The organism is Pseudomonas mandelii, assembly GCF_900106065.1.
Taxonomy (GTDB): domain Bacteria; phylum Pseudomonadota; class Gammaproteobacteria; order Pseudomonadales; family Pseudomonadaceae; genus Aquipseudomonas; species Aquipseudomonas mandelii.
On sequence record NZ_LT629796.1, the window covers coordinates 1,054,949 to 1,069,912 of the forward strand.

At 52.5% G+C, this 14,964-nt stretch carries 9 protein-coding genes and 4 pseudogenes; 6 read left to right on the forward strand and 7 right to left on the reverse strand.

Going from position 1 to position 14,964, the window contains the following annotated elements:
• Positions 1-124 precede the first annotated feature (124 nt).
• The 4 genes from BLU63_RS04820 to BLU63_RS32675 form a co-directional block, all read right to left on the reverse strand.
• Positions 125-2,707: a bifunctional diguanylate cyclase/phosphodiesterase gene (locus BLU63_RS04820; protein ID WP_371859408.1), complete on the reverse strand. Its 2,583-nt coding sequence runs from the start codon at positions 2,705-2,707 to the stop codon at positions 125-127.
• A gap of 158 nt (positions 2,708-2,865) precedes the next feature.
• Positions 2,866-3,240 (reverse strand): chemotaxis response regulator CheY, encoded by a 375-nt coding sequence (locus BLU63_RS04825; protein WP_174604222.1) that lies wholly within the window; start codon positions 3,238-3,240, stop codon positions 2,866-2,868.
• A 56-nt stretch (positions 3,241-3,296) separates the two neighbouring features.
• Positions 3,297-4,142, reverse strand: a complete 846-nt coding sequence (locus BLU63_RS04830) for a MinD/ParA family protein (RefSeq protein WP_144443388.1) — start codon at positions 4,140-4,142, stop codon at positions 3,297-3,299.
• 296 nt (positions 4,143-4,438) lie between these two features.
• Positions 4,439-5,146: a hypothetical protein gene (locus tag BLU63_RS32675; RefSeq protein WP_144443387.1), complete on the reverse strand. Its 708-nt coding sequence runs from the start codon at positions 5,144-5,146 to the stop codon at positions 4,439-4,441.
• 1,011 nt (positions 5,147-6,157) lie between these two features.
• Here BLU63_RS32675 and BLU63_RS04835 point away from each other — a divergent pair.
• From BLU63_RS04835 to BLU63_RS04860, 5 genes and pseudogenes are all read left to right on the forward strand, one after another.
• Positions 6,158-7,136, forward strand: a pseudogene (locus BLU63_RS04835) (IS5 family transposase).
• Between the two features lie 1,025 nt (positions 7,137-8,161).
• A complete protein-coding gene (gene tnpA, locus BLU63_RS04845) occupies positions 8,162-8,494 on the forward strand; it encodes an IS66-like element accessory protein TnpA (RefSeq protein WP_144443386.1) in 333 nt (110 codons plus the stop codon).
• Positions 8,491-8,826 (forward strand): IS66 family insertion sequence element accessory protein TnpB, encoded by a 336-nt coding sequence (gene tnpB / locus BLU63_RS33255; RefSeq protein ID WP_159454563.1) that lies wholly within the window; start codon positions 8,491-8,493, stop codon positions 8,824-8,826. Before tnpA ends, tnpB begins: the two co-directional genes overlap by 4 nt.
• 81 nt (positions 8,827-8,907) lie before the next feature.
• Positions 8,908-9,288: pseudogene (locus tag BLU63_RS04855) on the forward strand (transposase domain-containing protein); the annotation flags it as partial.
• A pseudogene (locus tag BLU63_RS04860) lies at positions 9,278-9,478 on the forward strand (manganese efflux pump); the annotation flags it as partial. The pseudogenes BLU63_RS04855 and BLU63_RS04860, both read left to right, overlap by 11 nt.
• A 391-nt stretch (positions 9,479-9,869) precedes the next feature.
• Here the strand turns inward: BLU63_RS04860 and BLU63_RS04865 are convergent.
• Positions 9,870-11,993, reverse strand: a complete 2,124-nt coding sequence (locus BLU63_RS04865; protein WP_083374989.1) for a TonB-dependent receptor — start codon at positions 11,991-11,993, stop codon at positions 9,870-9,872.
• A gap of 253 nt (positions 11,994-12,246) precedes the next feature.
• Here BLU63_RS04865 and BLU63_RS04870 point away from each other — a divergent pair, with 253 nt between their 5' ends.
• Entirely contained in the window at positions 12,247-13,785 is a 1,539-nt protein-coding gene (locus BLU63_RS04870) for an IS3 family transposase (RefSeq protein WP_057977870.1), read from the forward strand.
• 224 nt (positions 13,786-14,009) lie between these two features.
• Here the strand turns inward: BLU63_RS04870 and istB are convergent.
• Together istB and BLU63_RS32995 are read right to left on the reverse strand one after the other, a co-directional pair.
• Positions 14,010-14,707: pseudogene (gene istB, locus BLU63_RS32990) on the reverse strand (IS21-like element helper ATPase IstB).
• Positions 14,596-14,958, reverse strand: coding sequence for a hypothetical protein (locus BLU63_RS32995; RefSeq protein ID WP_167362264.1), 363 nt, complete (start codon positions 14,956-14,958; stop codon positions 14,596-14,598). The pseudogene istB and the gene BLU63_RS32995 overlap by 112 nt, the downstream one beginning before the upstream one ends.
• Between the last annotated feature and the right edge of the window lie 6 nt (positions 14,959-14,964).

The window sequence follows — 14,964 nt, forward strand, 5'->3', positions numbered from 1 at the left end:
CTCATTGACCAAGAATCGATCGAAGGTTAGTTTCCGAAGATCATTCAGACTATTGACGATGCAGTGACGTAACGTCGGCCTATGGCTCAGCAAAACGGGTTGACCGCATGGTTGGTACGTTGCTTTAAACATTGCGTTTATTGCCAGTCGTTTCTCCAACTTCCACCAAAGCGCTGAAAGCATCCATACTAAGCGGTCGACTTAGGAAATAACCTTGCCCCTCATCACACGACACTGCTTTGAGCAATTGAAGATGCTCGGCTGTTTCAATGCCCTCTGCGGTAACGGTGAGCGATAACGCGCGACCCAAGCCCACGATAGCCTGGATAATCGACATATTATCGTCGCTCTCAACGAGTTTGTTTAAAAAGCTGCGGTCTATTTTCAGCCCATCAAATGGGAAGGTGCGCAGGTAGCTCAGCGAAGAGTATCCCGTTCCAAAGTCGTCCATGGATATGCGTACGCCAAGACGTTTGAGCGTACGCATTACCTTAAGCGCACCTTCGGCATCTTCGAGCATAACGCCCTCAGTAATTTCGAGCTCTACTCGGGTAGGATCGATTCCAGAGTCGAATAGTATTTTCTGGAGGCGCTCTACCAAATTGCCTCGCTTGAATTCGCTAGGCGAAAGGTTAACCGATACGAACAGACTTTCCGGCCACCGCGCGGCATATCTGCAGGCGGTATCGATTACCCAGTTGCTCAAGGAAAGAATCAACCCGCTTTCTTCAGCAATGGGGATGAAGGTGTCGGGAGGTATCAAACCACGTTCAGGATGTTGCCACCGTACCAATGCCTCGGCACCGACCATCTGCCCGTCAGCGATGCGATAGCGCGGTTGGAAATGTAGCCGCAGCTCTCCGTGTTTGATCGCGAAACGCAGGTCGCTTTCCAAACGGCGGCGCTCAATGATCTTTGCGTTCATATCGCCCGCGTAAAAGCGCCAAGTGTTACGACCTCCGGTTTTGGCCTCGTACAATGCGATATCCGCATAACGAAGCAGCTCGGTAGCCTCGCGAGCATCATTTGGCGCCATTGCGATGCCAATACTGGCGCCGACGAACACTTCCTGCTCATCGATCACTATAGGCCGCTCAATGGACTCGATTAGGCGGCGACATAGCGCCTCGACTTCTTCCTGGGCGCTTACATCGGTAAGAATCAGCACAAACTCATCACCCCCTACCCGGGCGACAAGGTCCCCGTGGCGAACACAGTCAGCCAGGCGGCTCGACACTTCGTTAAGTACCCGATCACCTGCCGCATGTCCGAGCAGATCATTCACTGGCTTGAATCGATCCAGGTCCAGACTGAGCATAACCAGAGGTTGCTTTACCGTTGGCAAAGCCTTGAGTTTGCCGTCAAGAAACTCCTGAAGCCGTGTCCTGTTGGGCAGTCCGGTAAGCGCGTCATGCTGTGAGAGGAATTCGATTCTTCGACGGGCTTCAACTTCCTCCGTGACGTCGGTTGCAGTACCCCGACAACCTCCACCTGCCATTTCTCGCGCCGAAAGACGAGTGATTCGCTCTTGGCCTTTCGTATCGACGTAGTAGCACTGAACACTGATATCCGGGCGACGGTTCGGGATGCTGAGCCACTGAGATAACGTGCCTAATTCGGTGCTCAACAGATCATCCATCGCCGCTCCAATCCAAGCGTCCCTGGAGAGCCCTGTTACATCCTCAAATCGCTCGGATAGATAGGTGAAACGCCAATCAGCGTCTATTTCCCATACCCAGTCCGAGCTGGCTTCAACGACGTCGCGAAAGCGCGCTTCGCTGGTGGAGAGGGCAGCCTGACTGCTTTGCAGCGATTTATAGCTGGCGTCGAGCGCCTTTGCACCCGCGTTCGTGCGACGCAAGATGGCCCAGGTCATCAGGCACACCAATAGCGCGGCAACGCCGATCAATGGCAATCCTAGCCCCAATAATCGCAGACCTGGCCTGGAGGGACTCCAGTGCAAACTGCCGGCAGTACCGTTCTCGCCCAATGGAAAGACAGACGCTTTGCCAATTTCGTCAGAAGTGGCGACGCGCAGGCCATTCACCCCGTAATCCCTACCTATCATTTCGAGTTTGGCGCTGTCCAGAATGTCGACGAACATCAATACCGACGGCGACCTGTCATCAGACATGACTGTCGGGTCAGTACCCGGCATAATCGCCGCTGCCGCGACCAAGGCGGGTACTCCTCCAATGACAATGAAGGATGTTGTTGGCGTTTCTGTTGCCGCTCCTTCACGAGCCTTTACGAGAATCGCGGTAATGGACTGCCCGAGCCATTCCTCGACTTCGACCGGTTTCAACTCACCCTTGACCACAGAATAAACAGTGCTATTGACGTCGTTGACGACAAACACTCCCGAGAATCCAAAATCCGTGTAAAGCTCAGTCCCGACGTTTTGTCGTACGTATGCCCAGTCAGCGTCCATTTCAACATGCAGGTGTTTGTAAGCATCGCCCCAAAATGCGTAATCCTTGACGGTCGACCGCAGCGATTTTTCTAGCGATTGCATTGCTTTATTCGTGTAGAAGGCACTTTCGACCTCCTCCGCTCGATCTAAATCATGCGCAAGGTAAACAAGTGAATAGCTGGCGAGGAAAAAAACGGCTGCCAAGAGACTCACAAATTTGAACAGAAAGGTGCGCGCAAGCGCCACGCCTGAAAGGTTCGACACGGTGCAAGCGATAGGTTGGTGATTGTCCATCATAAATTCCGCAGGTTCGTTGGGGCAGTTGGTTGAACAAGCTATCGGCTGCGTAGCTGAATTGAGCATTTCACTTTTTAAAGCGTTCCTCTAGATTCTAGCGCAAGTATTTATTTACCAATCAGTGAGTTATTAGCTAGGGAGCTGGGTGGAAGGTTTTAACTGTTGATGCGTGTGAAAATAGTTTCTATTTTTTCTTTTAATACTTGTGCCGTGAAGGGTTTGACCACATAGCCGTTCACTCCAGCTTGGGCGGCCTTAATGACCTGTTCACGTTTGGCTTCGGCCGTTACCATTAAAACTGGTAGCTGTCTTATACGATCATCAGCACGTACACAGATTAAAAGATCGATACCTGACATACCAGGCATATTCCAATCAGTGATAAGAAAGTCGAAACTACCCTTTTGCAGCATTGGAAGCGCAGACATTCCGTCATCCGCCTCAAACGTGTTAGTAAACCCTAGTTCACGCAAAAGGTTTTTTATTATTCTTCGCATCGTTGAAAAGTCATCAACGATTAGAATTTTCATATTCTTATTCAATTCGACCTCTCAATAAAAAATGTTATTAATTAAAATTCCCAGAACTAAGCTACAATATTTGCGGATACTCGCCGCATTGGTGTAGTTAACAATCGCTCACCAAAAAACTCCAATTGCCCGCGCGGGTTTTCCGGTGATGGCCAAGAGTCAATTTTTTGTGCGAGAGCCTTAAACGCCAAGGAACACTTAGAGCGAGGAAAAGCGTCGTACACCGCACACTGTTTTTTCACAGCCTTGCGCATGCATTCATCATAAGGTACGGATCCAAGATATTGTAAACTTACATCAAGGAAAAGATTAGTAGCCCGAAGCAACCTGGCAAAAAGTTTTGGCCCTTCTTGGGGGGTCTGCGTCATGTTAACGAGTATGCGAAAACGATTCATACCATAAGACTGGCTGAGTATCTTTATTAGCGCATAGGTGTTGGTAACTGAAGTTGGCTCGTCACACACTATCATTAACACTTCGCGGGATGCGCGAATACAATTGATAACCGAGCTACCTATGCCGCCGGCCGTGTCGATGATGAGTACGTCAACCTTTTCGTCGATATCATTAAAGGCTTGAATTATTCCGGCGTACTGAGCTGGCGCTAAATGACTCATACTTTGGCAGCCAGAAGCGGCTGGAACGATGCTGATTCCGCGAGGGCCTTGTAGGACTACATCCCGCAATTCACATCTTCCCTTAATCACGTCAGCAAGGTTTTTGGAGGGGGCTAAGCCAAGTAAAACATCGACATTTGCAAGTCCGAGGTCAGCATCAAGAAGCATGACCTGTCGACCGCGCTCCGCTAATGCCACTGACAAATTTACTGCTATATTTGTCTTACCGACACCACCTTTGCCACCTGTTACTGCAATGACCTGCACGGGGTGTATGCGGCTCAATTTCTTACTCCTAGTCACTTAGTCGGTAGCCGCTTCTGTCTTCAACATTAACACAAGCCCGAAACTTGGATCTAATTTGTAGTGAAAAAAAATCATGGCTTTTTCCAAGAGACCAAGAGGCAAAAAATATGAATCGTCTTGTTGTGTCGAGCCTATAAATTGAAACCTTGGCATACAGCAAAAATCGCACCAGTGCAGTGATCTAAAAGCAGAACACTTTAAATTCTTGAGCCGATCCGCCCCAGCCATTAACAGTGGCGGGATTTTGACAACGAGAAACTATTAAAATGTGTTTTTCAGTTTCCCGGTGTTAACCAGCCTCTAACATTGTGAGCATCGCGCAGTTTGCGTACTATTTCAGATGCCTCTGACTTGCTTTTATAAGGTCCAATAATGATGAAATTATTTTCAAGCCTTATTGCTGGCAAGCTCATCTCCTTAATTGCTGCAGCAGTTTTTTTACGGTCCAATGCGCTCGATACAGTAATCTCTATCACCCATATCATCGCGCTTGAGGATAAGGGTTCTTTATTGTTTTTGTGCTTGACTATTGTGCTGCAATGATTGCACGACTGATAGGTTAATGGTATCAATGCCGGCATTAACGAGCAAAGATGGAATTGTTTTTTATACACACTTTTTTTTCTGCGAAAAACCATCATTATCAATCCCGACATTACCATGAAGCCTCCTGCTACAAGCAGGTATTGTAACCAATCGACCATAAAATTCTCATATTGAATATCTGTATTGTCTAATGTTGTTTCGAGCCTCCACAAATTTAATGAAATTAGCGAAACCCATTTATATTTTTCATCGGACTTGTCATCTGGCGTCGTTTTTAAAGGCCTTGCTTCAGAATTATAGCTTTCAGAATTACTAGTTGAGCTTATATTGTTTTTATCAGGGCACGACATGATAGGAGTTTTCACAAAAATAAATGCTGCCAGTACCAATACTTGTATTATCAATCCATATCTAAAAGCCACCGAATTTAACTTCATTTAAATTACGCCTTTTAAAAGTACACTCGTCTATTCAAAGCTCCTTAATACTGCTTTTTGTGACATCCTGAAAAATATATTTTTTAGCATCAACCAACGTTCGGCCGATTTTCAATTAGTGCTTGATTCTTTGCTGAGCTGGTGTTTCCGCAGGTACGAAAGTTTAGAATCGTAGGGCATGAGAATCCGCCCCAAGTGCAATCCTGCGAATCGCACAATCGTGCTCTTCAAAAGACCCGTCTAGCATTAGAGATCGTCAGATCTACTGTGCATTGGATAACCATGGCCTTTTGTTCGCCGGATGACGGCTTTGCCCCTTGCGAAGGTGACTCGATCTTTGTAATCAATCCTTTTCAGGCTCCATTCACATCCACTTCCATCAAGAGACGTTCCCAGCGGGTCTACTTAAGCTACCCGCTAAATCGAGACCGGTAAAAACAGCTCCTTCATGGCTTCACTGTTCCATTCATGAGACGGGCACATACAGAAAAGAAAAGCTCTACTGAGCAACCCGGTGATGGCATTCTAGCATCAGATTGTAGGACAACGTAATACTGGCGCCAAAAAAACGATGGTTTCTGATGAAAGGACTATCATTGAAGGATGACCATTCCTTCTAGTTCGAGTACCCGAAGCCGAATTTCTTAGCTTCATTGACCAAGCTATTCAATGGCGACAGGATGCTTCAACGTCTATACCAGAGCGAGAGATGGCGGCACGCCTGCCGCTGCGCAGCAGCCAGGACAACTGCAAAGTGTCGAGATGGCCGAGTTATCAATACGAGACTCAATAAGGCACTGACCAGGGCTGCATTTCTTCATCTGCCTCGGTGGAATCAAGGATCGGAGCTTCAAGCCACAGCACTACCGGGCGAGTGGATCCAGCCTTTGATTGCCACGATTGTGCTTTCGAGTACCGTCTACCTGGAGCGCGCAACCTAGGGAAACTCTAAAAAAGACTTTCAGATTTGGTGAAATAGCCGCCTGATCCGAACACGACGGTTGAGCCCCGATGAAACAGATGTCCTTCCGATGCCGAGTACGCCGGCAAACGTAAACAGACCCTCCGCGAGCGTTTCCTGATCGAGATGGATCAGGTCGTGCCCTGGAAGGGTCTGATTGCGTTGATCGAGCCCCATTATCCGAAAGGTGAAAGGTGGTCGTCCGGCGTATCCGTTGATGGCGATGTTGCGGGTTCATCTAATGCGGGACTGGTTCGGCTACAGCGATCCGGCGATGGAAGAAGCACTGTACGAGACCACTATCCTGCGCCAGTTTTCGGGGCTCCATGTGGATCGGATACCCGATGAAACTACGATCCTCAACTTCCGGCGCTTGTTGGAGAAACATGAATTGGCTGGCGGGATTTTGCAGTTCATCAACGGTTATCTGGGCGACCGTGGCCTAATGTTGCGCCAGGGTGTACGGTGGTCGATGCGACGATCATTCATGCGCCGAGTTCGACCAAGAATAAAGACGGTAAACGCGACCCCGAAATGCATCAGACGAAGCAGGGGAACATGTATTTCTTCGGGATGAAAGCGCATATCAGCGTCGATGCCGAGTCGGGTTTGGTGCATAGCCTGGTGGGCACGGCGGCCAATGTGGCGAACGTGACGCAGGTCGATCAGTTGCTGCATGGCGAGGAATCATACGTGCCTAGCGATGCCGGTTACACTGGCGTGGACAAGCGTCCTGAGCATCAGAATCGCAAGATGATCTGGTCGATTGCCGCACGGCCCAGCAGCTATAAAAAACACGCGGAAAAGAGTTTGATCGGGCGCCAGCGGTGCAAAATCGAATATGCGAAAGCACAAGTCCGGGCGAAGGTTGAGCATCCATTCCGAGTGATCAAGCGTCAGTTTGACTATACGAAAGTGCGCTTTCGCGGCCTTATGAAAAACACCGCGCAACGGGCCATGCTATTTGCCCTATCGAACCTGTGGATGATGCGAAAACGGCCGCTTGTCGCGGGAGAGATGCGCCTGTAATGCAGGAAAAGCGCTTTGAAAAGGTGTCGCTCAAGGGTGAAACGATGAGTTAAGAACAGGAATGGTCTGATTTCTGACGAGCCGGCGTTTTTTTAACCTCTACCAACAAGGGCATCAAAAATCGCTGACTACTTCAGAACTTCCCTAGGCTGACTGACGCGGACAGTCGACGAATATCAACCTGACTGGTGGGGTGCGTACCGCGTTGCGACTACGGCAAAACTGGATCCAGCCTCGTCAGCACGAGCTGCTTCAATCGCCGCTTCAAGGCAAGCAGTAGGCTCCCCTCAACCAAGCTATTCAGGGGAACGATCGGGTTATCTGCTTTGTCACTAAAAAAACGACATGTTGAGATGACGGGATACATTTTCGCGAATCCTTACCTTGGAGAGCCTGTATATGCTTGTTGTTCCTTTACTGTCTGAGCGTGTAAATGGCCGTACGCGAGCCAATTGGCGGAAATTGGTTCAGGCTCTCTATGACAGCCCTAACTCAGAACGGACGTATAGATACATGTGTCTTGCCGATGGCTATCTCCAAGCCCTCAACGATGCTGAACTGATTGATGATGCCCAGTATCAGAGTTTGTACGACTTTTTGCAGAAAATATGATCAGTTGCTCCTAACATAGCTTGTTGCCAGCGGCGGAATCCTCCTCCAACCGCTTAACCGGGTTGGGTGTGGAGCCTTTTGTTTCAGTGGTCACTAACCCGACGCAGACAGCACTTCATTGCGAGGGTCCATGGCGAGTCATTCGATAACCGCTTCTTAAAAGGCGTCACCATCGCGTCCCATCCGCTGTCTCTTGAATGCTGGCTAGCGTCGCCAAGTTGACCAAGAACGACGAACTCCTCCCCACCATCCTACCGAGTCCGGACTAAAGATCACGCCGTTAGGATGCCGCGGTGCCGGTAACCGCCGTAACCGTCCGGCCAACATATCTTCCTGACACCGTCGCTTGAGGCGATGGTGTCCACCTAATTTTTGAAGTGGACACCATTTTTAGCCTTTTTAAGCAGACGCCCATGACACAAGAACGCCGTTCCTATTCCAAGTCCTTTAAGGCCCAGGTCATCGCCGAGTGCGCGCAGGCTGACACGTCGATTGCCAATGTCGCCTTGACCCACAACCTCAATGCAAACCTTGTCCATAAATGGATTCGGGTGTATGCGCAGAAATACATGGTACTGCAAACTGCCTTTATTCCGGTCAAGGCATTGTCTTCGGCAGCGGCACCTCAAGTTCTTCCGGCCACGATCCGAATCGAAGTACCTCATTCAAAAGGCGTAGTCGTGGTGAGCTGGCCGGCAGAAAATGCAGCGGCATGTTCTGCCTTTCTCCGAGACCTGCTGCGATGATCCGTGTCGATTCCATCTGGCTCGCCACCGAGCCCATGGACATGCGCGCCGGTACTGAAACCGCGCTGGCGCGAGTTGTCGCGGTGTTCGGTGCGGCGAAGCCGCACTGTGCCTATCTGTTCGCCAACCGCCGCGCCAATCGCATGAAAGTGCTGGTGCATGACGGCGTGGGGATTTGGCTTGACGCCCGGCGTTTGAATCAAGGACGCTTCTTCTGGTCGGGTGCGCGACACGGCTCCGAAGTTGAGTTGGATGCCGAGCAACTTCAGGCCCTAGTGCTCGGTTTACCTTGGCAGCGCGTCGGTGCAGGCGGAATCATCTCGATGCTTTAACACCGGTCATGGCGCGCTTGCCAGCGCAATTGGCCCATCAGTCTATCGCCGCCATGAGCCCTCTCTGGCAAAATCGGCGGCATGATTTCGCATCCCAATCTCGATCAATTAAACCCTGGAGAACTGCGCGCCTTGGCGGCGCAGTTGATCCGGCGCGTCGAGACCATGGACAAGCAAATCACCCATCACAAGTCGGTCAACGAGAAGCTGGCCCACGAGATCGCACTGCTCAAGCGATTCAAGTTTGCCAAGCGCAGCGAGCAGCTAAGTCCGGATCAAGCCAGCTTGCTCGACGACTTGATCAACACCAATATCGCGGCTATCGAAGCCGAACTTGAGGCGCTGCAACCGACAGCAGTCGAAGCCAAATTGCGCCAGCAGCCCAAACGCGCGGCGCTGCCAGCGCAATTTCCTCGCATGCTGATCCATCACGAGCCAGACAACAGCCACTGTGGGTCTGGCCTTTGTAAACGTGAATATCCTGGTCGCCGCTTCGGCTATCGGCTTGGCCACGACTGTAATGGTTACGATCGGCGTAATGCTGGGGCGCGTGCTTGGAACCGTAGTTGGCAAGCGTGCTGAAATCAACGGCGGCATCGTGCTGATGCTGGTCGGCTCGACAATCCTTTACGAGCATTTGTCGGTGGTGTGAGGGTGTAGTGCCTCAAATAACGCCTGTGCGCAACTTCCGATTCGGAGGCTGCGCGCGAGCATTTATTGTCAAAAAATGAAAAGTCCGAGGTGTAATTTATTGATAGCAAATGAATGCTTTTGGACGCTTCCTGCCTGTCGCCGCCGCCGCCGGCATCATTGTGCAGTTTTCTCAAGTTCCATGGTTCTGATTGGTAATTGCTTCTGCTCTTTCAGCCAGGTGAAATGCCACCGATTCAAGCGCAGCGAGAATGTTGTGGGTAGGAGATACACCGGGCTGATGCGCCGTGGCTATTTTGATACAACAACCGCACACATCAGAGGCGTGTGGGGCCTCTATCAAAAAAAGCCCGGCAGTGTCGCAATACCGGGCTTTGTTCTCAGGACCGTACTCAGAATCGGTAGTTAGTGCTCAATTCCAGAGTCCGTGGTGCACCGGGCGTGATCAAATCCACGGAGCCATGCGCCGAGGCGTAATAGTCCTTGTCGAAGACGTTACGCAAACGCAGAGCCATGTCCCATTTCGGCAGGTTGTAGAGCAACGCTGCGTCCACGGTGGTGTAGGCCGGCATGACCACTTGGTTATCCAAGGCGGTGTAACGGTCATCGACATAGTTCGCCCCCATGCCTACACGCCACTCCTGTGTCAAAGAACGTACCAACCACAAATTGGCACTGTGGCGCGGGGTCAAGGTCGGAGTCTGGCCTTCGTTGGCGATACCGTTGGTACGGCTGTTGGACTTGGTGATCTCGGCATCCAGATAGGCGTAACCGGCATATACCTGCCACTTTTCGCTCAACTGCCCACTGGCGGTCAGTTCGAGACCATCAGTACGCTGCTCTCCCGCAAGCACCAGTTTGGTCGGGTTCGCCGGATCGGTGGTTTTCATGTTGGTGCGTTCCAGCCGGAACAGCGAGGCCGTCAGCGCCAGGCGATTGTCGAGCAGATCCCACTTGCCGCCGATCTCGAAGTTGGTGGTCTCTTCCGGCTCCAAGTCCTGGTTGGTCGTACTCAGGGCGAACATTTCAGCAGACGGTTGGTAGGAACGGCTTACCGAGACGTAATAGGACTGAATCTGGTCAGGCTGATAAACCAGGCCGACTCGCGGGCTCCAGGTGGTATCCGTTCGGGACAGGGTGTTATGCGTCAGATCATCAGAGTATTCCTGGTCGAACACGTCATACCGTACGCCCAGAAGGGCTTTCCACTGTGGCGCCAGTTCAATCAGATCCTGCACGTAGAATCCGGCGATATCCTGGGTGTTGGTGCCCTTGGCGGTTTGCCGGTTAGCCTGGAACGGCACATCGACCAGAGCATCGCGATACACCGGCACCCGCGCTACGTTGTTCTGGCTGAACACGGACTGGTCCTTGACCTGGCGCCCCAGTTCCACGCCATAGAGTAGGTTGTGGTTCATCCCGGCGAGCGTGGCCTGTTGCTTGAGTTCGGTCTGGTTGAACCAGCCATCTTCCTTGCGCTGCACATTGCCGCGGTTGAGCTTCACCAGCAGTTCGCCGTTGGGGGCGGTGACGAAGCGTGTCCGGCTGGAGTCGGCGAGTGTGTTGTTGCGATCCAGGTCGTAGTGGTAATAGCGACTGGTGTTGCTCAGGGTGAAATTGTCGTTGATCCGGTAGTCGACACCGGCCGTGAACGAAAATACCTCGCTGCGGGTGTAGTCGTCATCCGGGTCGGCGGAGCCGAAGCGTTTGTCGCGGTCCACATCGACCGGACGATCGCCTCGCGCCGGGATGCCGAAGTCGATCAGGCGCTTGTCATACAGATAGGTAGCGCCCAGGTTCAGTTCCAGATCGTCCGTGAGCTTGAAGTAGGCCGAAGGCGCGATGGCCTTGCGGTCGATATAGCCGTCATCGCGGAAGGTGTCGCTGTTTTCCAGCGCACCGGTCACCCGGAATGCCTTGTCGTTTTGCTGCTGATCGGCCCAACCGGCGTCGAACTGCGTGCGCTTTTTACCCTCGCTGTCGAAGCTGACACCCACTTCCTGTTTGGGAGTGAAGTTGGGCTTCTTGCTGATGCTGTTGATCAGGCCACCAGATGAGCCGCGGCCATAGAGCACCGCTGCGGGCCCCTTAATCACTTCCACGCGCTCGACATTGGACAGATCGCGGAAGTACAGGGCGTCGTCACGGATACCGTCGATGTACATGTCGCCGATTGCACTGAAGCCGCGGATGGTGACCTGATCGCGCTGGCCATCGCCATTGGACAGACCGATCCCCGGGACATTCTTCAGCACGTCTTCCATCGACTGAGCGCCCTGGTCCTTGATCACGCTCTGGGGAATCACGTTCACCGTTTGCGGGATATCACGTAGCGGGGCATCGATCTTCAGCGCACTCCTGCTCTCGGTCGACATATAGCTCTGCTCGTTGTACTCACTGTTTACAGCGGTTGCCGGCAGGGTCAGAACAGGCTCGGTTTCTGCCTGTAGATCAGGTACGACCAGAATGCCCAGCAACGACAGAGAGGCCGGGTAAATGCGCGATAGAGCCACCATGAACACCTTTTGTGTGAATTATCGCGCGAATAATAACGATTATCTTTTGTAAGTAAATACATATCATTTCGATACAGGCGGCTGGCACAAGTCAGTACAACCGTCTCAATCTCGTCTATCGGCTGTACTTTCAGAGGGATGAAGGTGCTTCGCCGCGCCACGTTTTGTTGCGACTGGCATCAGATGTCGGCGCTGATTGAAAACTGACCCACCGGGGATGCGGCGGAAATCTTGGACTACCTGGAGGTAGTTCATGTACTCATACGAAGACCGTATCCGAGCGGTCAAGCTCTACATCAAACTGGGCAAGCGAACCGGGGCAACTATTCGTCAGTTGGGCTACCCGACGAAGAACTCTTTGAAGAGCTGGCACGCAGAGTATGAGCGATGCCTCGACCTGCCGCGTGGCTACGAGAACTCGAAGTCGAAGTACTCACTGGCCCAAAGGGAAAAGGCTGTCGGGCACTATCTCGAATACGGTCGCAACATCGCCGCTACCATCAAGGCGTTGGGCTACCCCGCGCGGGATTCGTTGCGTGCCTGGATTTACGAAATGCGCCCCGAGTTGCATACGCGTATTGTCGGTCGATCAGACGGGTTAGCCCGGCCGCCAGCGGTGAAGCAGGCAGCGGTCATCGCGCTGTGCACGCGAAAAGAAAGTGCGAAAGCCCTGGCTCAAAAGCTGGGCGTGTGCAGGCCGACCTTGTACAACTGGAAAAACCAGCTACTCGGCCCAGAGGTATCCCCATCCATGAAGTGTCGGCTTGAACCCTCATCGTCACCGGAACGAGAGGAGTTGCAGCGGCAACTCGAATCTCTCCAGCTCGATGTTCGCCGTTTGCAGCTTGAACATGACCTGTTGATGAGGGCGAATGAACTCATAAAAAAAGAGACGGGCATCAACCGGCAAGTCCTGACCAATCGGGAGAAGACATTGCTGGCTGATGCCCTAAGGCAGAGGTACTCCTTGCTAGAGCTGCTTGACGCGTTGGGCTTGGCCCGAAGCTCCTATTTCTATCATCGAGCCCGAATGCAGGTCGCGGAAAAGTACACCGAAGCGCGTCGTGCCATGGCGGACATATTCGAGCGCAATCATCGTTGCTATGGCTACCGTCGGATGCGAGCTTCGTTGAGCAGGCAGCGTGTACGCCTTTCAGAGAAGGTGGTGCAGCGCTTGATGAAGCAGGAGTGCCTAGTCGTCGCCAAGCCGAAACGGCGTCGATACGGTTCCTACCTCGGGGAGATCAGTCCGGCGCCGGAAAACCTCCTCAACCGCGACTTCACGGCCCTAGCTCCGAATGAGAAATGGCTGACCGACATCTCGGAGTTCCAGATCCCAGCCGGCAAGGTGTACCTGTCCCCCATGATCGACTGCTTCGATGGGAAGGTAATCAGTTGGTCGATCGGCACGCGTCCCGACGCCGAGCTTGTGAACACGATGCTGGATGCCGCTGTCGAAACGGTGGCCAGCAACGATAAACGGCCTGTTGTTCACTCCGATCGTGGCGCTCACTACCGCTGGCCCGGCTGGCTATCGCGCATCGCTGATGCGAAGCTGATTCGTTCGATGTCGCGCAAAGGCTGCTCACCTGACAACGCGGCTTGTGAAGGTTTCTTCGGCCGACTGAAAACGGAGCTGTTCTATCCTCGCAACTGGCAGTCAACGAGCATCGAGCAGTTCATTCAGGCCTTGGATTCATACATTCGCTGGTACAACGAAAAACGAATCAAGATTTCCCTCGGCGCGCTCAGTCCCATTGAGTATCGTGAAAGCCTGGGCTTCGCGGCATAACCAGTCCAAGTTTTTGTCCGCATCCCCACCTTGCCTATTGAAAATTGACCCAGGGCGGATTGCTGATTTTTGCATCAGCAATTGTGGATAAGCTTAGCAGTCGTGTCCCGGTGGAAGAGGCATCAAGCCCCACCGCATGTATTCATGCGGCAGGGTATTTTCGGTGCAGTTCAAAACGGCTCATCGTCCTTGACACCATCATCGTCTTTGCGCCTTCGTTCACGTTATTTGATCTTGGTCTGGGCGACCAAGCTGCTGTGTTGTAGGCGGTAGGACTCGTTGCCCGTTTCGACGATGTGGCAGTGGTGTGTCAGCCGATCCAGCAATGCAGTGGTCATCTTGGCGTCGCCAAACACACTCGACCATTCTGAGAAGCTGAGGTTGGTGGTGATGACCACGCTGGTGTGTTCGTACAGCTTGGATAGCAGGTGAAATAACAGGGCACCACCGCTCTGGCTGAAGGGCAAATACCTCAGTTCATCGAGTATCACCAAGTCTGTCCGTAGCAGCCCTTGAGCGATTCGACCCGTCTTGCCGTCGTACTTTTCGCGCTCCAGTAAATTGACCAGATCCACTGTGGAGTAGAAGCGCACGCGTTTGTTATGCGTCGTGATCCCAGACACGGCCAAGGCGGTGGCCAGGTGTGTCTAGCAAGTTCCAGGCCCGCCGATGAACACGACATTCTGCCCGGTTCTGTGAACTCCAGGTTGGACAGATCCCTGACCAAGCGGGCATCTGCGCTGGAAACGCTAAAGTCGAAGCCTGCCAAATCACGATGCATGGGGAGTTTGGCCATGTTCATCTGATGATTCACAGACCGTACGGCACGATCTGCTTGTTCTTGTTGAAGCAGATGTTCGAGCAGCCATTTCGACGACGCCGTCGAGGTACGCCAGGCGCGTTTCCACATGAGCCACAGCAAGACAGCAAGACAGCAATCGTGACCGCCACTACGACCTTGGTGTCGCCGAGCTCTGTGATGGCGATCATCACCGCATCGCCTGGTGTTGTGCGAAGATCCTGGAGCGCGCGGTATATCGCGCTATCTGCAAGCAGCAACGGGTCACCGTTGACGACGTCCTCAAGGACACCGAAAAAAAGCCAGGCGGCACCGACGAGAAGGACCGTCGGCAGTGCGAGAGCCCGAGCTTCGGGCCGTGAAGGATCGAGCAAGCTGCT

Coding starts and splice junctions, on each gene's coding strand:
- BLU63_RS32675 (WP_144443387.1), bottom strand. CDS start 5,146: ATGAAGTTAAATTCGGTGGCTTTTAGATATGGATTGATAATACAAGTA.
- BLU63_RS04870 (WP_057977870.1), top strand. CDS start 12,247: ATGTACTCATACGAAGACCGTATCCGAGCGGTCAAGCTCTACATCAAA.
- tnpB (WP_159454563.1), top strand. CDS start 8,491: ATGATCCGTGTCGATTCCATCTGGCTCGCCACCGAGCCCATGGACATG.
- BLU63_RS04820 (WP_371859408.1), bottom strand. CDS start 2,707: ATGGACAATCACCAACCTATCGCTTGCACCGTGTCGAACCTTTCAGGC.
- tnpA (WP_144443386.1), top strand. CDS start 8,162: ATGACACAAGAACGCCGTTCCTATTCCAAGTCCTTTAAGGCCCAGGTC.
- BLU63_RS04825 (WP_174604222.1), bottom strand. CDS start 3,240: ATGAAAATTCTAATCGTTGATGACTTTTCAACGATGCGAAGAATAATA.
- BLU63_RS04865 (WP_083374989.1), bottom strand. CDS start 11,993: ATGGTGGCTCTATCGCGCATTTACCCGGCCTCTCTGTCGTTGCTGGGC.